We start from the raw sequence: 20,081 nt of genomic DNA on the forward strand, positions 1-20,081 counted from the left end.
ACAACGATCCGACGGCTTCCAGGAATGGACCGTTCGGCTCTGGAATTGTTACGGCATTCGGTTCACCGGGTGCTGCCCGGGGTCAGCCGCAGCTCCGCCCAGCCGCGCATGACGAACCGCGGGCGCCGGACCGGCTCGCCGTCGACGGCGGCGTCGGGCAGGCGTTCCAGCAGCGCGCGCAGCACCTCGGCGATCTCCAGCCGGGCCAGCGGGGCGCCCAGGCAGTAGTGCACCCCGGCCCCGAAGCCCAGGTGGGGGTTGGGGGAACGGCCGACGTCGAGGCGGTCGGCGTCGTCGCCGAAGACCGACGGGTCGCGCCCGGCCGCGCCGAGCAGCGTCGCGATCCGGGTGCCCGCGGGGACCACGTGGCCGGCGATCGTGGTGTCGACGACGGCGGTCCGCTCGAACAGCTGCAGCGGGGCGTCGAAGCGGATCAGCTCCTCGACGGCCGTTCCGACCAGTCCTGGGTCGTCGAGCAGCCGTCGCCACTGGTCCGGGTGCCGGAGCAGGGCGTGCACGCCGTTCCCGACGACGTTGACCGTCGCCTCGTGGCCGGCCATCAGGAGCAGCACCGCGGTGCCGACCAGTTCGTCCTCGTCGAGCCGGGTCCGCTCGCCGGTCTCGTCGTCGCGCACCGCCAGCAGGTCGGCGAGCAGGTCGCGGCGACCGGCCGGGTCGGTGGCGATCCGCCCGGAGCGGCGCTCCTCGACCAGCTCCCGCAGCAGGGCCGTGAAGTCGGCCGCCGCCTGCTCGGCCGCGCGCCGGCCGTCGTCGCCGGGGTCGGGCTCGTACATCCGCACGATCGCGTCGGACCAGTCCCGCAGCGGCGCCCGGCGGTCCTCCGGTACACCGAGCAGGTCGGCGATCACGGCCACCGGCAGCGGGGCGGCGACGAGCTCGACCAGGTCGGCGGGGGCGCCGTCCCGGACGCGGGCCACCAGATCGTCGACCAGGGCGCCGGCCCGCGCCCGCACCAGCGGGGCCAACCGCTCGGTGTGGCCGCGGGCGAACGCCGAGGCCACCAGGCGCCGCAGCCGGGTGTGCGGCTCGCCCTCCCGCTCCAGCAGCGAGTTGCGGTGCAGCAGGTTGAACGCGGCCAGCTCGGCCGCGGGCTCGGCGTCGGACCAGATCCGGCCCAGCCCGCGGTCGCGCAGCACGGCCGAACAGGCCGCGTGCGTCACCGCGACCGGAACGCCCAGACCGGGGTGGTCGTGGACCGGTCCGGCGGCGCGCAGGGCCGCGTAGGTGGGGTAGGGGTCGGCGAGGAAACCGGGGTCGGCCGGATCGAAGGCATGCACGACCCGCTACCTTGCCCGGCGATGGGTAAGAAGACGCGCAACCGTGCCAGCACCGCCGACGCGGGGGACAACCCCCGCCGGCCGTGCCCCTGCGGCTCCGGCAAGCGGTACAAGGCCTGCCACGGCGCCGGTGACGACGTGATCGTCATCCGGCCGTTCGAGGGCCTCGCGGCAGAGCCCGACCTCGTCGCCATGCGGGAGTTCCTCCCGTCGGCGACGGCGCCCCTCCCGGTCCGTACCGGCGGGCCGGTCACGCTGGCCTCGGTGCTGCCGGGCGCGTCCGCCGCGATCGTGCGCGACAACGGCGAGGTCCTGCTCGGCATGCAGGTCCAGACCCGCTCCGGTGACCTCTCGGCCGACCTGGCCGGGGCGCTCGCCTGGGCGCGCTCGGCCGAGCCGGGATCGTCGCTGCCGGTCGTCGGCGCCGGGCGCCACACCGGTGAGCGGCTGCAGGACGTGCTGGAGCCCGGCACGCCGCTGGAGCCGACGGTGCACGCCGACTTCGCGTGGTGGCTGCCGTCGGAGAGCCCTGACCCCGAGGCGCAGGCGATGCTGGAGCGCGCCAACTCGGTGATCATGCCGACCGAGGCGGTGACCGCAGACGGCGTGCGTGGGGCGTACTGGGTCGACACCGGCTCGAAGGCGCACGTGCGCTGGGTACGGACCGAGGACGAGACGACCCTGATGGCGGCGCTGGCGCGGCTGTCCGGCGAGGGCGGCCTGGAGCTGGGCGAGGGTTCCCGCTACGCCGGGTCGTTCCGGGCGCACGGGCTGCTCGTCCCGGTCTGGGACGTCGACCGGGAGATGCACTCCTCGGAGTGGGCGGGTCCCGCCGCGGAGTTCGCGAAGCGACTCGACGAGGCGGTGGCCGGGCTGGACGCCACGCCGCTCACCGAGTCCGAGCACCGGGCGCGCGACGTGCTCGCGGGCAAGCAGATCACCCTGCGGTAGTCGTGCGGACGCTCCGGCGCCCCCCTGCTCGGGGGCGCCGGAGCGGCGCTGCGGACCGACGGACGGGCGCTTACAGGGCGCCGCCGGCGACCGGCGGGGTGGCCGGGTCGCCGCCCCCGCCGTTCGTCATCTCGCGGGCGACGAAGTCCTCCACGTGGAAGAGGTCGTCCCCGGCGCGGCGGACGATGGTGAGCAGCGTCGTCATCGAGGCGACCTCCTCGACCTGCTCCTTGAGGAACCACTGCAGGAACTGCTCGCCGAGGTAGTCGCCCTCGTCGCGGGCGGTACGGGCCAGCGTGGTGATCTGCTCGGTGACCTGCTTCTCCTGGGTCAGCGCGAGCGAGACGAGCTCCTCGACGGAGGAGAACTCGTTCTGCACCTCACCGACCGGTGGGATGGTCGGGGTGAGGTCGTTGTCCATCTGGTACTGGACCATCATCAGCGCGTGGTTGCGCTCCTCGAGCGACTGCGCGTAGAAGTGCGCGGCGAGCTGCGGGAGGTCGGCGTCGTCGAGCCAGACGGCGATGGCCAGGTACTGCTGGCTCGCGGTGAACTCGCTGCGGACCTGGTCGCGCAGCAGGGCGTGGAACTTCGATTCGTCGGTCATGACATCCAGGTTACCGACCGTCGGCGTTTCCTGGAACGGCTCCAGAAAGGGCGTCCGTCTCAGTTGGACAGGGTCACCTTTCCCCTGGTGAGGGCCGCTTTCCTGAGTCAGAACGGGAGGACGCCACCCAGCAGCGCGTACCCCACGAACGCCACGACGTCGATCAGCAGATGGGCGCCGACGAGCGGCCACAGCCGGTTCGTCCGCTGCCAGTAGCGGGCGAACACCAGGCCCATGACCAGGTTGCCGACGAACGCGCCGATCCCCTGGTACAGGTGGTAGCACCCGCGCAGGACGGCGGCCGCGAACGCCGAGCGGTTCTCCGACCAGCCGAGCCGCCGCAGCCGGGTGAGCAGGTAGCCGATCATGACGACCTCCTCCGCCCAGGAGTTCGCCGTCGCGGACAGCGCCAGCACCGGGATCCGCCACCACTGGTCGGTCAGCGTGCTGGGCGCGACGTCCGGGGTGATCCCGGCGAGCCGTCCGACCAGGTAGAGCCCCAGCCCGGGGATGCCGATCAGCGCGGCGAGGCCCGCGGAGTGCGCCGCGTCGCGCCACGGCCGCCGCCCGTCGAGCCCGACCCGGCCCAGCGCGATGCCCGCCCGCAGCAGCAGGTACGCGGCCAGCGCGCCCCATCCGGCCAGCTGCAGCGCGCGGACCAGCTGGAACGCGAGGTCGATCCACGCGTCGGTGGACGCCGGCGCGTTCAGGGTGACCTGCTGGTCGGCGAGCGGGGCGGGGTTCAGGAGGGCCTCGAGCAGCGACAGCGCGCTGCGCACCGCGGAAAGGCCCAGCGTCACGGTCAGGACGACGGCGATCTCCAGGCCGATCAGCCGTCGCTCGCGGGGGTCGGTGGCGACGCCCGGGAAGGACGGGGGCGCCGGGCTGAGCCAGTCCCGCAGGGACCCACGCGGTCGTGCCGGGGCCGGTCCGCTCGTCATGGGCCGATCATCGCACCGGGTGCCGGACGGCTCCGGGGGCCGAGCCGTCGGGCGGCGGTCGGTGCGTGCCGCAGCCCGGCGACGCACGGTGCGCGCGGTGATCGATGGCCCGTGATCCACTCCGCGCGCGGTGATCCGTTGTTCGCGCGTGTCCGGACGCGCGCGGGCCGCGAATCAGCGCGCGCCCTGCGGATCACTGCGCGGGCTGCGGATCACTGCGCGCCCTGCGGATCAGCGCGCGCCCCGCGGATCACCGCGGGCTGCGGATCACTGCGCGGCCGGGGACCGCGGGCGGGTGGCGGGCGGCGTGACCGGGCGCTCGTCGGGGCCCGGCCGTGGCCATGCCGGGGTGCGTACCCTGGTCCGCGTGATGCGGCTGCTGCTGTCCCCGAGGTGGATGGTCTGGCACGTCCTCACACTCGGCGCGATGGTCACCTGCACCTGGCTGGCCATCTGGCAGTGGGGACGAGCGGGTTCGGCGATGGGCTCGGCCCTCAACGTGGGCTACGGCCTGCAGTGGCCGCTGTTCGCCGTCTTCTTCGGCGTCATGTGGTGGCGCTTCCTGAGCATGGAGATCGCCGACCTGCGCGCGGCCTCCGGCGGCTCCGCGGGGGCGGCGGACACGGATCCGGCGCAGCAGGCCGCAGGCGCGGCCCCGTCGCCGGTCGCCGGGACCACCCCCTCCGCGCTCACGACGACGGCCAGGACGACGGCCAGGACGACGGCCAGGACGACGCCCGCTGCGCCGACGGCTACGACACCGGCCGCGACGACAGCCACCACACCGGCCAGCACGCCCGCCGCGCCGACGGCTACGACCCCCGACGGGACGACCCCCGACGGGACGACGGCCGCCGCCGAACCGGCCGGGACGACGGCCGCCCCGGCCGGGCCGTCGCCGTTCACGTCCCGCCCGGCGAACGCCGTCCCGCCCCGCAGCACCGACCCGCAGCTGCGGGCCTACAACGAGGAGCTGGCCCGCCTGGCGGCCCGGCACCGGGAGGAGTCCACCCCGTGACCGTCGCGACCGCCCTGAAGGCCTACCGGATCTCCGCCTGGGTCACCGGCGTCGGCCTGCTGCTGCTGACCTTCTACGCGATGCCGGCGAAGTACTTGTTCGGCGATCCGCGCCCGGTCGCGCTGATCGGGATGGTGCACGGGTTCCTGTACATGATCTACATCGTGTGCACGCTGATCCTGGCCGAGCGTTGCCGCTGGAAGCCGGTGTTCGCCGTCGTCATCCTGGCCGCGGGCACGATCCCGGTCGCCTCGTTCGTCGCCGAGCGCAAGGTGACCCGGAAGGTGCAGGCCGAGCACCTGGCACCCGCCGGGCCCTGAGTCCGGCTCAGCGGCCCCCGGCCGGGCAGCCCACCAGCTCGGCGAACCGGCGTTGCAGCTCCTCGGGGGTGTCGGCGGGCGCGGAGAACGCCAGCCGCACGTCCTGGGTGCCGGTCGCGGTGGGCACCCGCACGCGGAGCCCGAATCGGTCCACGCCGACCGGACGGATCCGGCCGCCGACGAACCCCAGCCCGTCGGGCAGGTGACGGCGCAGCGCGCACAGCATCTCCGGGTGGGCCCGGTCCAGGTGCTCCAGCCATGCCTGCTCGACCCGGCAGAACGGGTCGGGCTCGGCCGCCGCGAGCTCGGCCGGCGAGACCGGTGCGCAGCCCTCGGCGTCGGAGTACACCGCCGATGACGGGCGCAGCCGCAGCAGGGTCGCGCCGCGCCCGGCGTCGAGGAGGTTGGGGTGCGGAGCCTTCTCGGCGAGCCGCAGGGCCCGCTCCCGGCCGGTCGTCGGGTCCGGCTCGTGCAGCGTCCCGACCAGCCACAGCAGCTCCCGGACCGGCTCGTCGAGCGGAACCGGCGTGCTGCCGGTCAGCTCGAGCATCACCGGGAGCCCGCCCGCGGTGAGCCGGGTGCGCTCGCGGAGCACGTGGTCGTCGGGCAGCAGCAGGTCGGTCGTGCCGTCCGGCCAGGTGTAGTGCATCAGCGGCGCACACGGTTCCGGCTCACCGGTGCCGACGAGTGCCGCGCGGCCACCACGGGTGACGAGGCTGCGGGCTCGCTCGGCGACGGCGGGCGTCGGGGGGCGGCGCACTCGGGTCGTTCCCACTCTCACCTCCGATTAGGTAACCCTTACCTAAGCAGGAGGAAGTGTCGCCTGTCCAGTGCCGCGTGACACAGGGGGACAACCCCCTCTGCGTGCGCTCCGTGACCCGACCGTTAGCGTCTGTCGACGTGATGACCGTGCCCTCGGGTTCCTCAGCCGACCCGTGGCCGATCCGTCCGCTGCTCGCCGCGCTGGTCGACGACACCAGCCTGCTGCAGCCGAGGACCGTCGCACCGGGCGTCGACGCCGTCGTGTCGCGCTATCTCGCCGCCCGCGACGGCCACTACGGAGGCCTCGTCGGACGGCTGGTCTGCCCCGCGTCGCAGCTGCCCGCCGTCGTCACCGAGCTCGCCCGTTCCGCGCCGAGCCGGCCCGCGGAGATGGCCCTCGTCGTCGACACCGGGCTGGGCGCGGTGCCGAAGGCACTGTCGACGGTGTTCTCGCGCTCCAGCCTGCTCACCCCGAGCACCGTCGAGTGCGTCGCGCCGCCGGACGTCGACGGGGTCTGGCTCGAGCGCGTGTCGGAGTTCGTGCCGGACGAGGTGACCCCGGTCGTCGAGCCGCGCCGCCCCGTCGAGGGCGACGCCGACGGCACGCTCGCCTGGCTCGCCGCCGTCCGCAAGGTCGCCGAGCACGGCTGCACCCCGAAGATCCGCCTCGGCGGGCCGCGCGCCTCCGACGTGCCGGAGATCGTCGACGTGCACAAGTTCCTGCTGGCGGGCCTGGAGAGCGGCACCGGCGGGATCTCCGCGCAGGGCATCGACCGGATCGTCCGCGAGGACCCGTCCGCCTCGACGCCCCGCGGCCGCCACGGCCTGCTGAACCTGATCGCCGCCGTCGCGCGGATGACCGGGGTCAGCGCCTCGCCCGACCCGGCCGAGGACGCCCTGTCCTGCACCGACGGCGAGAAGCTCGCCCGGGAGCTCGACGAGCTGCCCGAGGCCGCCGTCGAGCAGGTCCGCACCGTCCTGCCGCGCTGCGGGGTCGACCCCGATCCGGTCCCGATCGCCGACCTCGTCGCCCTCGGGCTGCTGGACTGATCAGGACGCATCGGATGCGGATCGGATTCCTGGGGCCGCACGCCACGTTCACCGAGCAGGCCCTGCTGACGCTGCCCGAGTCCCGTGGCGCCGAGCTGGTGCCGCTGCCCGGCGCCCCCGCGGTGCTGGCGGCCGTCCGCGACGGCTCCGTCGACGCCGGCTGCGTGCCGATCGAGAACACCGTCGAGGGCGCCGTCCCGCCGGTGCTCGACGGGCTCGTGGCCGACCCGCCGCTGGTGCTCGCCCGCGAGGCCCGGATCGCGGTCCGGTTCTGCCTGATGGGCCGCACGGGCACCACGCGGGACGCGATCCGCTCGGTCGCCTCCCACGGCCACGGCATCGCCCAGACCCGCGGCTGGCTCGCCGAGCACCTGCCCGGCGCCGAGGTCCGGGTCAGCTCCTCCACGGCGGAGGCCGCGGCCCAGGCCGCCCGGGGCGAGGTCGACGCCGCCGTCGCCGCCCCGCTCGCCGCCACCCAGCACGGGCTGGAGGTGCTGGCCGACGACATCGCCGACAACGCGGGCGCCGTCACCCGGTTCGTGCTGCTCACCCGCCCCGGCCCGCCGCCGCCGCCGACCGGCTGGGACCGCACCACCATCGCCGCGACGACCACGAACCGGCCCGGAACCCTGCTCGGCCTGCTCACCGAGATCGCGGTCCGCGGGATCGACCTGACCCGGATCGAGTCCCGCCCGGTGAAGGACCGCCACGCCGAGTACTGGTTCCACCTCGACTGTTCGGGCCACGTCGCCGACCCGGCGATGGGGGAGGCCCTGGCCGCGCTGCACCGTCGCTGCGACCGGCTCATCTACCTCGGGTCGTTCCCGCGATCCGATCCCGCACCGGCCGCCCCCGCGGCCGGGGTGGGGAGCCCCGTGGCGGCGCTCGGCGTCGCCACCACCGACGACTACGCCGCGTCCGAGCGCTGGCTCGCCGCGGTCCGACGGGGAGCCGACACGTGAGCCACCCGACCGACGACGAGCACGACGGCGCCGCCTCCTTCGCCGCCGTCGGCACCGGCAGCCGGACCGCACAGGTCCCGCCGGACGACGGCACGCTGCGCCTGGTGCTGGTCCGGCACGGCCGCACCCCGTCCAACGTGCGGCACCGCCTCGACACCGCGCTGCCCGGCCCCTCGCTCGACGAGCTGGGCCGCGCCCAGGCCGAGGAGGTCGCCGGCCTGCTCGCCGGCTGGCCCGTCCGGGGCCTGTACGCGTCACGGGCGACCCGCGCGCAGGAGACCGCCGCCCCGATCGGGCGCGCGCTCGGCCGCGGGGTCACCCTGCTGAAGGGCCTGCACGAGGTGTCGGTCGGAGACCTCGAGGGCCGGGAGGACGACGACGCCCGCGCCGCGTTCGACGAGGTCTTCGAGGCCTGGTGGGACGGCGACGTCGACCGCGCCATGCCCGGCGGCGAGTCCGCCCGCGACGTGTGGGACCGGGCGCTGCCCGACCTCGCCGCGGTGACCTCCGGCGTGTCGGAGGGCGCGGTCGTCGTCGTCAGCCACGGGGCGGCGATCCGGGTCCTGTCGCTGGCGCTGCTCGGCGGGCACGACGGCTCCGGGCCCGGCCACTCCGACGTCACCTACGGCCGCGAGCGCCCCGTCCCCAACACCGGCCGGGTCGTGCTGCGTCGCGACCCCGACGGCTGGGTCCCGGAGCTGTGGGACGCGATGCCCGGCGGGCGGCGCGCCACCCACCGGTAGCGGCCGGGCGGCTCAGCCCCAGCCGAGCTCGTGCAGCTTCTCCTCGGAGATGCCGAAGTGGTGCGCGATCTCGTGGACGACGGTGATCGCGACCTCGTCGACGACCTGCTCCTCGTCGTCGCAGAAGTCGAGGACGGCGTCGCGGTAGACGGTGATCCGGTCCGGGAGCTCGCCGGCGTAGTCCGCCGTGCGCTCGGTCAGCGCGACGCCCTCGTAGAGCCCGAGCAGGTCCGGCTCGTCGGGGTGGCGCGGCTCCACCAGCACCACGACGTTGTCCATCGCCGCGGCGAGCTCGGCGGGCACGAGGTCCAGCGCCTCGCCGACCAGTTCGTCGAACCGGTCGGCGGGCATCACCACCGGCACGTCAGTTGTCCGACAGCCCGGGCAGGCCGGGTGGGATGTCGAGGTCGGGCCGCCCGGCACCGCTGTCGGGCGCGGCGGGCTGTTCGGCGTCGGGCTGCTGGACCGGGGCCTGCGAGCCGGGGGCCGGAGTGGCCGCACCGTCGGTGGGTGCGCCCCCCCGGGGTGCCGGGCGTGGACGGCGCCGGGCCGGCGGGCTGCCCGGACACGACCAGGTTGCCCTTCACCGAGCCGGTGATCGAGGCGAAGCCGCTCTTGTCCGGCAGCAGGGTGCCGATGTTGCAGTTGACCTTGCGGCTGCCCGCCTTCCAGGACTCCTCGGAGAGGTTGCCCCAGTAGACGATGAGCCCCTTGGCGTCGATCACGGTGTCGTTTCCGGCGAAGGTGTTGGCGGCGGTGGTGCAGGCGGGCTGGAGGAACTTGTCCTGGTCCTCGACGGTGGGCCAGGCGTCCGGGAACTGGGTGCCCAGGTCGACCAGCCCGACGGCCTCGGCGGCGTGCGGACCGGCGCAGTCGGTCGGGTCCCCGACGGTGCGGCCGTCGATGGCCAGGCAGGTGCCCACCGGCTGGACCGCGGACTGGTCCTGCGCGGCGACCTTCCCGGTGATCGGGAACATCTCCCCGCTGCGCGAGGCCATCTGCAGGCCGCAGCGCATGCCCTTGTCGCCGCCGTCCCAGCGCTGCTGCGACGGCTTGAGCGCGCCCACCCGGAACTTCCCGTCCGGGTCGAACTTGCCGTTCAGGTACTTCGTGACCACCGGGGTGCAGCGGTCGGCGACGAGCTTCTGCCAGGCCCCGTCGGCCGGGAACGTCGGCTGGTCGGTCAGCACGACCCGCCCCGCCTGCTCGAACAGGTGCGGCCGGGCACAGTCGACGGCGGCGGTGTCGGTCGCGTCGGACCGGGTCCAGTTGAGGCAGGTGCCCGGGGTGTCCGGTGGGGGCGGCAGCGGCGGCGGCTCCTCCACCTTCGGGACCCCGGAGGACGCGAACGACCCCAGGACCGGCACCTCGGCGCCGAGCAGCGAGTCGACCGACGCGACGGTCAGCATCAGCAGCGCGCCGACGAGGATCCCGATCCCGACCCGGCGGGCCCCGAGGAACCCGCTCCGCCCGGTGCCCGCCCCTCCGGAGGCGTCCGACGACCGTCGCCGACGGGTCGGGACCACCGGGGTGGCCGACGGCCGGGACAGCACCGAGGTCGTGCCCTGCCCGCCGTGGACGGCGGTGCGGCCGGTCGCGTCGGGCCGGTCGGAGCCGGCGGGGGAGCGGGAATCCATGACGTCCCCATCATGCAGCCGGGGTCGGTCCGGCTTCACCCGGCCGGTGCCCCGGCGCGGCGGTCGGTCGGCCGGATGCTGTGAACGAGCAGGTCCGTCCGGTGCGACGGGGTGGCGCGACCACTCGTCCGGGTGGTCGTGGGCGAACCGCCGCCGAATCGTCATCCGGGAACGACCGGTGGTCGTCGGTCGGTCCCGGTACGGTGCGCGCGGGGGGACAGGAGTGACGATGGGGGACCAGCGATGACCGACGGACCGCGCACCGCCGGCGGCCCGGACGACAGCACGCCGCCCGCCGGTACGCCGAGTGCGACACCGGGCGGCGCGCAGCCGTCGGGCTCGCAGCCGGCGCCGGCACCGCAGACCGACGGATCGGCGCCGGCGCCGTGGGCGAACCCGCCCGCCGAGCAGCCCGCCGAGGCCCCGCGCGGCCGGATCCGGCAGCAGGACGGCAGCACCACGCCCCGCGAGCCCACGCTCGCCGAGAAGCGGGCCCGCGAGCAGAAGCTGCGCGCGGACCGCGAGGCGGTGCGGCTGAAGGAGGCCCGCTCCAAGACCACCAAGCGGGTGCTGATCGGCGCCGGCGCGACCGTCGGTGTCGTCGCCCTGATCGCCGCGGTCTACGCGGGCTCAGGTGGGGCCTCGGAGGATGAGCGGGTCGCCGACGCGCGCTGCGTCGACGACCAGGGCGTCGTCGTGCCGGACGAGAACTGCTCTGGCACCCAGAGCCAGGGGCAGGTGTCCACCGGTGGCGGCGGTTTCGCCTTCGTGCCGATCTTCCTGGGCGGCGGCGGCCGTCAGTACCACTACAACTACGGCGGCGCCGGCGGAGTCGGGCAGGTCGCGACCGGAGGGACCGTCTCCCCGCCGCCCAGTGGCACCACGGTCCGCAGCGGCACGACCGGCTCGACCATCGGCTCGGCGACCCGCAGCGGCACGATCTCCCGGGGCGGTCTCGGCGTGGGCGGCGGATCGTCGTCGTCCTCGGGCGGGTCCGGCTCGTCCAGCGGGAGCTGAGGGCGTGCGACGCGAACGCGGCACCCCCCGCCCGGACTGGCAGCGCACCGTCGCCGAGCAGGGGCTCGCCTTCGGTACCCCCGGCCGGGACGGCTCGGGCAACGAGCGGCCCTACTGGGACGAGTCGGTGCACTACGTCTTCGAGATGGACGAGATCCTGTCCCTCGAGGCCGACGTCGAGGTGCTCCAGTCGATGTGCCTGTCGGCCGTCGACCACGTCGTCACCACCGAGCGGTTCCGGGACTTCGCGCTGCCCGAGTGGTGCTGGGAGCAGGTCGCGCAGTCCTGGCGCCGCTCGGACCCGCACCTCTACGGCCGCTTCGACCTGCGCTACGACGGCTCCGGACCGGCCAAGCTGCTGGAGTACAACGCCGACACCCCCACGTCGCTGCTGGAGGCCTCGATCCTGCAGTGGCACTGGCTGCAGGACGTCCACCCCGGCGACGACCAGTGGAACTCCCTGCACGAGAAGCTCGTCGAACGCTGGGGCGAGCTGAAGGGGCTGCTGCCGTCGTCGGAGGTGCACGTCACCTGGTCCGGCGCCGAGTCCACCGGCGAGGACCACATCACCGTCGGCTACCTCCAGGAGACCGCCGCCGAGGCGGGCCTGGACACCGTCGGACTGTCCATCGAGGACATCGGCTGGGACTCCGCTCTGGACCGCTTCGTCGACCTCGAGGAAGCTCCGATGTCGACGGTCTTCAAGCTCTACCCGTGGGAGTGGATGCTGACCGACGAGTTCGGCAAGCACGTCACCCGCAGCCTCCCCGAGACACTGTGGCTCGAGCCGCTGTGGAAGACCCTGCTGTCGAACAAGGCGCTGCTCGCGGTGCTCTGGGAGATGTACCCCGGGCACCCGAACCTGCTGCCCGCCTCGCTCGGCAACCCCGGGATCCTCACCGAGTACGTCCGCAAGCCCCTGCTGGGGCGCGAGGGCGCCAACATCGCGATCGTCGCCCCCGGCTACGAGACCGCCACCGGCGGCGTCTACGGCGACGAGGGCTTCGTCTACCAGATGTTCGACCCGCTGCCCGAGTTCGACGGGTTCCGGCCCTGCCTGGGCGCCTGGCTGGTCGGTGACACCGCCGCCGGGCTCGGCATCCGAGAGACCGCCGGCCTGATCACCGACGACGGTGCGGCCTTCGTGCCGCACCGCATCCCCGAGTCCTGACCGTTCCGCTCTGCTCCGCTCCCTGCACACCCCCGCTCCCGGAGGTACCTCCCGTGATCCTCGCCCAGGCGTTCGACGCCACGTACTGGGGCTTCCTCGGCCGCGGTGTCGGCGCGATCCTGCTCTACGCCGTGATCGGCACCCTGCTCATGCTGATCGGCTTCTGGGCCATCGACCTCACCACGCCCGGCAAGCTCCCGGCGATGGTGCGCGGCGGCCTGCCGAACGCGGTGACCATCACCTCGGCCGGCATGCTGTCGATGGCGTTCATCATCGTCACCGCGATCTACGGCTCCTACGGCTCGCTGCTGCAGGGTGTCGTGTCGTCACTGGTGTTCGGCCTGATCGGGATCGTCGCCCAGGTCGCCGCGGTGCGGCTGCTGGAGTGGGTGACCGGCATCGACATCGGCGAGGTCATCCAGTCCGACGAGCCGCGGGCGGTCGCGAAGGTCGTCGCGGCCGCGCACGTCGCGCTCGGCCTGATCGTCGCGGTCGCGGTCTTCTAGACGCCCGTCCCGGCCGGGCCCGCGTCCCGGCGCCGCTCAGGCCAGGGCGGTCAGCACTTCGACCCTGGCCTGCGGCGGCGGCATCGCGGCGATCTCCGCGCGCACGTCGCGGGCGGCGGCGGCGAGCTCGCCGTCGTGCAGCAGCCTGCGCAGCGCGTCGGCGGTGAACGGGCCGCCCAGCCCGGCGCCGCGGGCCGCGACCAGCTCCGCGTTGTGCCGTCGGTCGCCCGGACCGGGCAGCGCGAGCTGCGGGACGCCCGCCGCCAGCGCGGCCAGCACGTGCGCGGCGCTGCCGTCGTGCAGCACCGCGGCGCAGGCGGGCAGCAGCTCGTCGAGCGGGACCCGCCCGACCGTGCGCACACCGCGTCGGCCGTGGCGCAGCAGCCGCGCCGGGGGCCGGACGAGCACGAGCTCGCAGTCCGGCCCGTCGTCGCGCAGGTCGTCCAGCGCGCGGACCGCCGAGGCCTGCAGATCGCCCCGCAGCGGCCCGCCGCCGCGCAGCACCAGCACCCGCGGCCGCACCGAGGGGCCGCTCAGCCACGCCGGCAGCGCCGACCGGGCCGAGCCGCGGGCCCGGCCCGGCCGCACGGCCAGCGCGTCGCGCGCGCCGACCAGGCTCGACGGGGCGATGGTCAGGGCGATCGCCGGCGGCGGGACCCCGCGCAGCCCGTGCCGCAGCCGGGCCCGCTGCAGCGGTCGGGAGTCCAGCAGCGTGCGGACCAGCGCGAACCCGTCGAGCAGACCGTTCTCGTGCAGCACCGCGGGGACGTCGTGCCGGGCGGCCGCGAGCGCCCCCGCGACGGCGAGGGGCTCGTAGACCACGACGTCGGGCCGCCACTGCTCGGCGACGGTCACCAGCGCGTCGGTCAGCTCCTCGTTCACCGGGCCGAACAGCGAACGCACCCCGGCGTCGCCGCCGCGCCCGGCCAGCTCGGCCCGCGCGGTCACCGGGTGCGCGACGAGCGAGCGTGCGGCGAGCCTGCCCACCCGCAGGCTGCGGGCGACGTCGATGAACGGCAGCGGGTCCGCCCCGGGGAGCGGGTGCGCGTCGCCGCCGCCGGCGAGCAGCACCTCGTGCCCGGAGTCCCAGAGCGCGTGGGCGAGCGGCAACAGCGGTGTCAGATGCCCCGACAGCGGGGCCGCCACCACCAGAACACGCACCGTCCGAGGGTAACCGCCACGCGGTCGTCCGGGGGCCGTCTCCGGGCGGTTCCGTACGCTCTGGGTGTGATCGTCGAGAACGCGCCCCGGCTCGTCGCCACCGACGTCGACGGGACCCTCCTCGACGACGGCGGCGTGGTCACCCCGCGCACCGTCGCCGTGCTGGAGCGGGCGGTCGCCGCCGGCGCCGGGTTCGTGCTGGTGACCGGCCGCCCGCCGCGCTGGATCCCGCCGGTGCTCGCGCGGCTGCCCGAGGGCCTGGTGCGGCTGTGCGTGTGCGCGAACGGCGCGGTGCTCTACGACGCCGTCGACGACGTCGTGCTCGGCACGCACACCCTGGATCCGGCCGCGATCGGCGAGCTCGCCGCCCTCGCCGCGGAGCTGTTCCCCGGATGCGGGTTCGGCGTCGAGCGCGTCGCGAACGCCGAGGGTGACGACGGCGTTCGGGGCGTCGTCGACCAGTTCCTCACCGACCCCGGCTACGTGCACGCCTGGGGCGAGCACGACGGCGGCTCCACCAGCCGCGAGGACCTGCTCGGGCACCCGGCGACGAAGGTGCTGATCCGCTCCCCGGAGCTGACCAGCGAGCAGATGATGACCGCACTCGCGCCGAAGGCGGGCGGGCTGGCCGACCTGACGTTCTCGCACCCGTCCGGGCTGATCGAGGCCTCCGCGCCCGGGGTCACCAAGGCGACCGGCCTGGCCGAGGTCGCCCGCCGGCTCGGCGTGACCGCGGCGGACACCGTCGCGTTCGGCGACATGCCCAACGACCGGGAGATGCTGCGCTGGGCCGGGCTCGGCGTCGCGATGGGCAACGCCCACCCCGACCTGGCCGGCCTCGCCGACGAGGTGACCGCCTCGCACACCCACGACGGGCTCGCCGAGATCCTGGAACGCTGGTTCTGAGCGCACCCGGCGGCGTTCACCTGCCTGTCGACGAGCGGTCATGCGCGGTCCGCCACCCCGCCCCGGCCCGTCCCACCACCCCGCCCGCGCGTACCATCACCGGCTGTCATCGCCCGCGAGCCGGGTGCCAGCGCCCGCGCCAGGAGGCCCCCACCCGTGGCTGACACGGCAGACACCCTGGACCGGTCCGGTCCGCAACCGCCCGCCGACGTCCCGCCCACCGGCGAGGTCGCCGTGCTGGCGTCCGTGCAGGGCGTTCTTGCGAACGACACCACCGTGCGGGTCGCCCGCGGGATGTCGCTGTTCGGCGAGCACGCCGCCGGCTGGCTGGCGATCGGCGTCCTGGGTGCCGCGCTGGACCGTCCCCGCCGTCGCGAGTGGCTCGGCTCCGCCGCCGCCGTCGCGTTCGCCCACGGCGCCTCGATCGGGATCAAGCGCGTCGTCCGGCGCCGCCGACCCGACCACCCCGCGGTCCGGGTCCTGGTGGGCACCCCGAGCCGGCTGAGCTTCCCGTCCTCGCACGCCACGTCCACCACCGCCGCCGCCGTGCTCTACGGCGGCCTGCTGGGCAGGCGCTCCCGCCCGGTGGCCGCGGCGGGTGTGGGCCTGATGGCGCTGTCGCGCCTGGTCCTCGGCGTGCACTACCCGACCGACGTCGCCACCGGCACCGCGCTCGGCGCGGCCGTTGCCGGTACCGCGCGACGCGTGATCTCACGCAACCCCACCACCGGAGGGTGAGCGCATGACCAGCACCGACCCCACGAAGGTCGACCACGACGACTCCGAGAAGGAGAAGGTCGCCCGGGCCGCCGACCCGCAGACCCCCGTCGTCCCGGACGCCCCCGACGACGCGGGCGCGCCGGAGGGTCACGAGGACGAGGCGGCCCCGACCGCCGTCGCCGCCGAGCACGCCCCGCACGTGCCGATGGACCCGTCCGAGCGGACCACCGCGATGGTCGCCCGCGGCCTGCTGAAGACGATGCGCCCGCGCCAGTGGGTGAAGAACGTCCTGGTCTTCGCCGCACCGTTCGTCAGCGGCCAGCTCTTCGACGTGCCGGTCCTCGTCGACTGCCTGATCGCCTTCGTCGCGTTCTCGCTGGCCGCGTCCGGCGTGTACCTGGTCAACGACGCGCTCGACGTCGAGGCCGACCGCGCGCACCCGACCAAGCGCCGCCGCCCGATCGCGTCCGGCATCGTCCCGGTGCCGCTGGCCTTCGTCGCGGCGGGTGTGCTGTTCGCCGGCTCGATCGCGCTGTCGTTCGCGGTGACCTGGCAGCTGATCATCGTGCTCGCCGTCTACGTGGCGGTGCAGCTGTCGTACTGCCTGTGGCTCAAGCACCAGCCGGTGCTCGACATCTGCATCGTGGCCTCCGGCTTCCTGATGCGGTCCATCGCCGGTGGTGTCGCCACCGGGATCCCGCTGTCGCAGTGGTTCCTGCTGGTCACCGGGTTCGGGTCGCTGTTCATGGTCGCCGGCAAGCGCTACGCCGAGATCAACCTCGCCGAGCGCACCGGCGCGAAGATCCGCAAGTCGCTGGAGAACTACACGGCGTCCTACCTGCGCTACATCTGGTCGCTCTCGGCCACCGTCATGATCGTGATGTACGGGCTGTGGGCGTTCGAGATCCGCGAGGACCACAACTCGGTCTGGTCGGTGCTGTCGATCGTGCCGTTCGTGGTCGCGGTGCTGCGCTACTCCGTGGACGTCGACCGGGGGACCGGCGGCGAGCCGGAGGAGATCGCGCTCGCGGACCGGGCGTTGCAGGTCCTGGCGCTGGCCTGGATCGCGATGCTCACCCTGGCCGTCTACAGCTGACGCCGACGCCTCCCGGGCCCGGTTCCCCGCACGGGGGCCGGGCCCGCGGTGCGTCAGTACGCGGGGTGTCGGCGCCCGGTGTGCCAGGACCAGGTGTGCGCGAGGCCCTCGGCCAGCGGGGTCGGTGCGGGCAGGCCGAGCGCGGCGATCCCGCGCGACGGGTCGAGGCAGCTGCGGCGCAGCTCCCCGGGCCGGGCCGGCAGGAACTCGGGGGCGAACTCCTCCGGCGTGAGGCCGGCGATCGTCCCGATCGTCGCGGCCAGCTCGACGATCGTGGACTCGGTGCCGGTGCCGACGTTGAACACCTCACCGGCCAGCTCCCCGGCCGCGAGCCGGTCGGCCGACGCGAGCGCCGCCCGCGCGACGTCGCCGACGTAGAGGAAGTCGCGGGTCTGACCGCCGTCGCCGAACACGGTCGGCCGGGACCCGGTGCGGGCCCGGTCGCAGAACAGCGAGACCACACCGGCGCCGCCGGCCGGGTGCTGGCGCGGCCCGTAGACGTTCGCGAACCGCAGCACCAGTGCCGGCAGACCGTGCGTCCGGACGAAGAACCGGGTGTAGCGCTCCGCGGCCAGCTTGCTCATGCCGTACGGCGACTCCGGCTCGGCCGGCTCCGCCTCGGTCGTCGGCAGGGGGGCGCCGTCGCCGTAGATGGCTCCGCCGGTGGAGCACACGACGACCGCGCCCGCACCCGCGTCGCGGGCGGCCTGCAGCACGCTCAGGGTGCCGAGGACGTTGACCGAGGCGTCGTGCGCCGGGTCCGCCATCGAGCGGCGCACGTCGATCTGGGCGGCCAGGTGGAACACCGCGTGCGGGCGGTACTGCGCGCCGAGCGCGGTGAGCGCGGCGGTGTCGCGGATGTCGAGCTCGGCCACCGTGACGCCCGGGGCGAGGTTGTCCCGCGTCCCGGCGGAGAGGTCGTCGACGACGAGGACGTCGTCGCCGCGGGCGAGCAGGGACTCGACCAGGGTGGAGCCGATGAAGCCGGCTCCGCCGGTGACGAGCGCGCGCATACCTGCCTTCCTCCGGGGCGGACGGTGTGTGCACCCGGCTGCGGCACACGGTAACCGCGGGTGCCCCGGGCGCCTCAGCCGGTGGAGCGGGCGGGCTCCGTGCCGCAGGCGGTGATCCGGTAGAGCGTGCTGCCGCCGCCGGAGAGGACGGACTCGAACCCGGGTGCACGGTCGATCTCGGACAGCCCGGGATAGGTGTCGGCCCGCGCGTCCCACGGCCACCAGGTGACCGGGCCGTCGATGACGTAGCCGACGCCGGTGGCCCGCACCGCGGGACAGACGACGGGGTCGCGGGCGGCGTCGTGCAGCCGCAGCCGGATCAGCTCCTGGTCGGGCGTCCAGGTCCCGGATAGGTGCGGGAAGAGCACCCCGCGCCCGGTCAGCGGGTAGAGCAGGCCGTTGCCGGTCCACGGGTTCGCCGCGACGATGGCGCCCGGTTCGGTCGCCCGGCCCGCCGCCTCCAGGAACTCCCGCTGGCCGGGCTGCAGCACCCGGCCGGTCTCGTAGCGGTAGGCGTCGGCGATCACGGCGGCGTGCACGCCGATGCGGAACCCGTCGGTGAGCAGGACCAGCGCCGCGGCGAGGACGGCGACGACCGGGACGGCCGTCAGCTGTCGTCGCTCCGGGGTGGTCTCCGCCTGCCGCACCGCGGTCACCGCACGGACCACCAGGCCCGCCGCGCCGAGCACACCCAGCGTCGCCAGCGGCACCCCGGTGATCGGGACCATCGCGGCGAGCCGGTGCGAGTCGTTGTACCAGGCTCCGGTCAGCGCGGTGACCAGGTCGCCCTCCCGGGCGACGGCGAGGGTGTAGAGCAGCGCCGAGGTCAGGTGGGCCGGCACCAGCCACGCGGTGCGGGCCTGCCGCAGCGCCAGGACGGCGCCGACCACGACCAGCACCGACACCACGACCAGCTCGGGCCGCTTGTTCGTCCCGTTCCACAGCACACCGGTCAACGCCTCGCGAGCCCCCATCGAGGCCTGCCAGTCGAACATCCGGACGCTGGCGAGGAAGAGCGACCACGCCAGCAGCCACACCACGGCGGCGACCGCGGCGAGCGCACCCGCCGGGCCGAGGGCCGCCGTGGCGAACCGGCGCTCGCGCACGTGCCGGACCGCGCTGACCCCGGCCGCGACCGCCACCGGGGACAGGCCCAGCACGAGCAGGCTGACCGCGGCGTTCGGATGGGCGAGCGCCAGCGCCGGGACGGTCGTCGCACCGAGCAGCAGCGCCCGGGCCCGGCCGACCACGCTGTCCCGGGTCAGACCCAGCACGGTCACCACGGCGGCCAGCCCGGCGGGCACCAGCGCCAGCCCGAGCAGGTTGGGCCACAGGACGCCCCAGTTCATCAGCAGCCACGGCATCGCGGTGAACGCCGTCGCGAGCACCGGGGTGACCAGCAGGGCACCGGCCCGGCGCCCGACGATCTGGCGGACGAGCAGCGTGCAGGACAGCGGCCACACGACGGCCGCGGCGGCGAACGCGGCGAGATTCGACGCGGCCGGGATCGACGCGCCGGTGCTCGCCACGACGAGCGAGACGACGTCGTGCCAGGCGGCGGGGTAGGCCGACGGCACGCCGGGGCTGTTCAGCTCGCCCAGCGTCAGTGACGACGCGTCGCCGGTCTGCAGGATCCGGGCGACCGCGCTGTAGTGGTAGATCGCGTCGTAGGTCGGGGAGACCGCGTCGACGGGGCCGAACGCGAGCACCACGGTCAGCCAGCCGATCGCGACGGTGACGGCCACGCCGACCGCCAGCGCGATCCCGCCGAGGGGGCCGTCGGGTCCCGTGCGCAGCAGGAACGGCGGACGGCCGGCGGGATCGCCCGCGTCGTCACCCGGTCCGGACCGGGACCGGCCCGCCCGCCGCCGGAGCCCCGCGGTCACCGCGGCGCACAGCAGCGCGAGCACCGCGGTGACACCCAGCACCGGCCACGGTCCCCACGGCACCCCGGCCCGCCCGGCCAGCACGGCGGTGGTCGCGATCAGCGCGACCGACACCAGCGGCCCGGCGCCCCAGCAGACCGCTCCGCGCAGTCCCGCGGCGCGGGCGACGAGCGCCCCGGGCAGGACGCACCAGGCCGCGGTCACCAGGGCCACGGGGACGGCCTGTGCCCACGTCATCCCCGGCTCCGCGCGTCGTCGATCGGCAGCCGCATCCGGCGCACCCTACGAGCGTCGTGCCGCGCGGCGGGACGCGCGG

The 20,081-nt window shown here is 75.0% G+C and carries 21 protein-coding genes; 12 read left to right on the plus strand and 9 right to left on the minus strand.

Annotated elements, in window-relative coordinates; all coding sequences use genetic code 11:
• Positions 1-62: 62 nt before the first annotated feature.
• Complete coding sequence (locus tag Ae505Ps2_RS07485; RefSeq protein WP_075553521.1) at positions 63-1,298, minus strand: cytochrome P450; 1,236 nt, start codon at positions 1,296-1,298, stop codon at positions 63-65.
• Between the two features lie 21 nt (positions 1,299-1,319).
• Here Ae505Ps2_RS07485 and Ae505Ps2_RS07490 point away from each other — a divergent pair, with 21 nt between their 5' ends.
• On the plus strand, positions 1,320-2,249 hold the full coding sequence (locus tag Ae505Ps2_RS07490) for a DUF5926 family protein (RefSeq protein ID WP_020625016.1): 930 nt from the start codon (positions 1,320-1,322) through the stop codon (positions 2,247-2,249).
• A gap of 70 nt (positions 2,250-2,319) precedes the next feature.
• Here the strand turns inward: Ae505Ps2_RS07490 and Ae505Ps2_RS07495 are convergent, their stop codons facing one another.
• Both Ae505Ps2_RS07495 and Ae505Ps2_RS07500 read right to left on the minus strand, forming a co-directional pair.
• Positions 2,320-2,856 carry a ferritin gene (locus tag Ae505Ps2_RS07495; protein WP_020625017.1) on the minus strand — a complete coding sequence of 179 codons (537 nt, stop codon included), beginning with the start codon at positions 2,854-2,856 and terminating at the stop codon, positions 2,320-2,322.
• Positions 2,857-2,963: 107 nt separating this feature from the next.
• Positions 2,964-3,797: a CPBP family intramembrane glutamic endopeptidase gene (locus Ae505Ps2_RS07500; protein ID WP_075553522.1), complete on the minus strand. Its 834-nt coding sequence runs from the start codon at positions 3,795-3,797 to the stop codon at positions 2,964-2,966.
• Positions 3,798-4,164: 367 nt separating this feature from the next.
• Between Ae505Ps2_RS07500 and Ae505Ps2_RS33205 the strand changes: the two genes are divergently transcribed.
• Both Ae505Ps2_RS33205 and Ae505Ps2_RS07510 read left to right on the plus strand, forming a co-directional pair.
• On the plus strand, positions 4,165-4,815 hold the full coding sequence (locus Ae505Ps2_RS33205) for a hypothetical protein (protein WP_249265230.1): 651 nt from the start codon (positions 4,165-4,167) through the stop codon (positions 4,813-4,815).
• A complete protein-coding gene (locus Ae505Ps2_RS07510) occupies positions 4,812-5,135 on the plus strand; it encodes a DUF3817 domain-containing protein (RefSeq protein ID WP_020625020.1) in 324 nt (107 codons plus the stop codon). Before Ae505Ps2_RS33205 ends, Ae505Ps2_RS07510 begins: the two co-directional genes overlap by 4 nt.
• A 7-nt stretch (positions 5,136-5,142) precedes the next feature.
• Here Ae505Ps2_RS07510 and Ae505Ps2_RS07515 read toward each other — a convergent pair whose 3' ends face one another.
• Complete coding sequence (locus tag Ae505Ps2_RS07515) at positions 5,143-5,910, minus strand: DUF2470 domain-containing protein (RefSeq protein ID WP_060713812.1); 768 nt, start codon at positions 5,908-5,910, stop codon at positions 5,143-5,145.
• 128 nt (positions 5,911-6,038) lie between these two features.
• On the opposite strand from Ae505Ps2_RS07515, the gene Ae505Ps2_RS07520 reads away from it, so the two are divergent.
• The 3 genes from Ae505Ps2_RS07520 to Ae505Ps2_RS07530 are packed head-to-tail and all read left to right on the plus strand — an operon-like array spanning position 6,039 to position 8,652.
• The gene (locus Ae505Ps2_RS07520) at positions 6,039-6,947 is read left to right on the plus strand and encodes a hypothetical protein (protein WP_020625022.1); all 909 of its coding nucleotides are present in this window, start codon (positions 6,039-6,041) and stop codon (positions 6,945-6,947) included.
• A gap of 14 nt (positions 6,948-6,961) precedes the next feature.
• Positions 6,962-7,909, plus strand: a complete 948-nt coding sequence (gene pheA, locus Ae505Ps2_RS07525) for a prephenate dehydratase (RefSeq protein WP_075334052.1) — start codon at positions 6,962-6,964, stop codon at positions 7,907-7,909.
• Positions 7,906-8,652 carry a histidine phosphatase family protein gene (locus Ae505Ps2_RS07530; protein ID WP_249265231.1) on the plus strand — a complete coding sequence of 249 codons (747 nt, stop codon included), beginning with the start codon at positions 7,906-7,908 and terminating at the stop codon, positions 8,650-8,652. The genes pheA and Ae505Ps2_RS07530 overlap by 4 nt, the downstream gene beginning before the upstream one ends.
• 12 nt (positions 8,653-8,664) lie before the next feature.
• Here the strand turns inward: Ae505Ps2_RS07530 and Ae505Ps2_RS07535 are convergent, their stop codons facing one another.
• Together Ae505Ps2_RS07535 and Ae505Ps2_RS07540 are read right to left on the minus strand one after the other, a co-directional pair.
• Positions 8,665-9,015 (minus strand): metallopeptidase family protein, encoded by a 351-nt coding sequence (locus Ae505Ps2_RS07535; protein WP_198932241.1) that lies wholly within the window; start codon positions 9,013-9,015, stop codon positions 8,665-8,667.
• The gene (locus Ae505Ps2_RS07540) at positions 9,003-10,289 is read right to left on the minus strand and encodes a septum formation family protein (protein WP_075553524.1); all 1,287 of its coding nucleotides are present in this window, start codon (positions 10,287-10,289) and stop codon (positions 9,003-9,005) included. The genes Ae505Ps2_RS07535 and Ae505Ps2_RS07540 overlap by 13 nt, the downstream gene beginning before the upstream one ends.
• A 243-nt stretch (positions 10,290-10,532) precedes the next feature.
• Between Ae505Ps2_RS07540 and Ae505Ps2_RS07545 the strand changes: the two genes are divergently transcribed.
• The 3 genes from Ae505Ps2_RS07545 to Ae505Ps2_RS07555 are packed head-to-tail and all read left to right on the plus strand — an operon-like array spanning position 10,533 to position 12,983.
• Entirely contained in the window at positions 10,533-11,306 is a 774-nt protein-coding gene (locus Ae505Ps2_RS07545) for a hypothetical protein (RefSeq protein WP_020625027.1), read from the plus strand.
• A 4-nt stretch (positions 11,307-11,310) separates the two neighbouring features.
• Positions 11,311-12,477, plus strand: a complete 1,167-nt coding sequence (locus Ae505Ps2_RS07550; RefSeq protein WP_060713818.1) for a glutathionylspermidine synthase family protein — start codon at positions 11,311-11,313, stop codon at positions 12,475-12,477.
• Between the two features lie 53 nt (positions 12,478-12,530).
• Positions 12,531-12,983, plus strand: coding sequence for a DUF350 domain-containing protein (locus Ae505Ps2_RS07555; protein WP_020625029.1), 453 nt, complete (start codon positions 12,531-12,533; stop codon positions 12,981-12,983).
• 36 nt (positions 12,984-13,019) lie between these two features.
• Here the strand turns inward: Ae505Ps2_RS07555 and Ae505Ps2_RS07560 are convergent, their stop codons facing one another.
• Positions 13,020-14,144 carry a nucleotide disphospho-sugar-binding domain-containing protein gene (locus Ae505Ps2_RS07560; RefSeq protein ID WP_075309183.1) on the minus strand — a complete coding sequence of 375 codons (1,125 nt, stop codon included), beginning with the start codon at positions 14,142-14,144 and terminating at the stop codon, positions 13,020-13,022.
• 66 nt (positions 14,145-14,210) lie between these two features.
• Here Ae505Ps2_RS07560 and Ae505Ps2_RS07565 point away from each other — a divergent pair, with 66 nt between their 5' ends.
• The 3 genes from Ae505Ps2_RS07565 to Ae505Ps2_RS07575 all read left to right on the plus strand — a co-directional run bounded on the left by Ae505Ps2_RS07565 (position 14,211) and on the right by Ae505Ps2_RS07575 (position 16,866).
• Positions 14,211-15,050 (plus strand): HAD family hydrolase, encoded by an 840-nt coding sequence (locus Ae505Ps2_RS07565; RefSeq protein WP_075309181.1) that lies wholly within the window; start codon positions 14,211-14,213, stop codon positions 15,048-15,050.
• 156 nt (positions 15,051-15,206) lie between these two features.
• Positions 15,207-15,788 (plus strand): phosphatase PAP2 family protein, encoded by a 582-nt coding sequence (locus tag Ae505Ps2_RS07570; protein ID WP_139318874.1) that lies wholly within the window; start codon positions 15,207-15,209, stop codon positions 15,786-15,788.
• Positions 15,789-15,792: 4 nt separating this feature from the next.
• Positions 15,793-16,866 (plus strand): decaprenyl-phosphate phosphoribosyltransferase, encoded by a 1,074-nt coding sequence (locus Ae505Ps2_RS07575; protein WP_020626827.1) that lies wholly within the window; start codon positions 15,793-15,795, stop codon positions 16,864-16,866.
• Positions 16,867-16,919: 53 nt separating this feature from the next.
• On the opposite strand, the gene Ae505Ps2_RS07580 is transcribed toward Ae505Ps2_RS07575, so the two are convergent.
• Complete coding sequence (locus Ae505Ps2_RS07580) at positions 16,920-17,879, minus strand: NAD-dependent epimerase/dehydratase family protein (protein WP_075309179.1); 960 nt, start codon at positions 17,877-17,879, stop codon at positions 16,920-16,922.
• A gap of 74 nt (positions 17,880-17,953) precedes the next feature.
• Positions 17,954-20,002: a DUF6541 family protein gene (locus Ae505Ps2_RS07585; protein WP_075553525.1), complete on the minus strand. Its 2,049-nt coding sequence runs from the start codon at positions 20,000-20,002 to the stop codon at positions 17,954-17,956.
• Positions 20,003-20,081: the final 79 nt, after the last annotated feature.

It is taken from the genome of Pseudonocardia sp. Ae505_Ps2 (assembly GCF_001932425.1).
Classification (GTDB): Bacteria; Actinomycetota; Actinomycetes; order Mycobacteriales; family Pseudonocardiaceae; genus Pseudonocardia.

What these genes read in the sequence shown, in the direction of transcription:
- pheA (WP_075334052.1), top strand. Translation starts at nt 6,962, where the DNA reads ATGCGGATCGGATTCCTGGGGCCGCACGCCACGTTCACCGAGCAGGCC.
- Ae505Ps2_RS07575 (WP_020626827.1), top strand. Translation starts at nt 15,793, where the DNA reads ATGACCAGCACCGACCCCACGAAGGTCGACCACGACGACTCCGAGAAG.
- Ae505Ps2_RS07520 (WP_020625022.1), top strand. Translation starts at nt 6,039, where the DNA reads ATGACCGTGCCCTCGGGTTCCTCAGCCGACCCGTGGCCGATCCGTCCG.
- Ae505Ps2_RS07585 (WP_075553525.1), bottom strand. Translation starts at nt 20,002, where the DNA reads ATGACGTGGGCACAGGCCGTCCCCGTGGCCCTGGTGACCGCGGCCTGG.
- Ae505Ps2_RS07495 (WP_020625017.1), bottom strand. Translation starts at nt 2,856, where the DNA reads ATGACCGACGAATCGAAGTTCCACGCCCTGCTGCGCGACCAGGTCCGC.
- Ae505Ps2_RS07580 (WP_075309179.1), bottom strand. Translation starts at nt 17,879, where the DNA reads ATGCGCGCGCTCGTCACCGGCGGAGCCGGCTTCATCGGCTCCACCCTG.
- Ae505Ps2_RS07490 (WP_020625016.1), top strand. Translation starts at nt 1,320, where the DNA reads ATGGGTAAGAAGACGCGCAACCGTGCCAGCACCGCCGACGCGGGGGAC.
- Ae505Ps2_RS07540 (WP_075553524.1), bottom strand. Translation starts at nt 10,289, where the DNA reads ATGGATTCCCGCTCCCCCGCCGGCTCCGACCGGCCCGACGCGACCGGC.
- Ae505Ps2_RS07500 (WP_075553522.1), bottom strand. Translation starts at nt 3,797, where the DNA reads ATGACGAGCGGACCGGCCCCGGCACGACCGCGTGGGTCCCTGCGGGAC.
- Ae505Ps2_RS07545 (WP_020625027.1), top strand. Translation starts at nt 10,533, where the DNA reads ATGACCGACGGACCGCGCACCGCCGGCGGCCCGGACGACAGCACGCCG.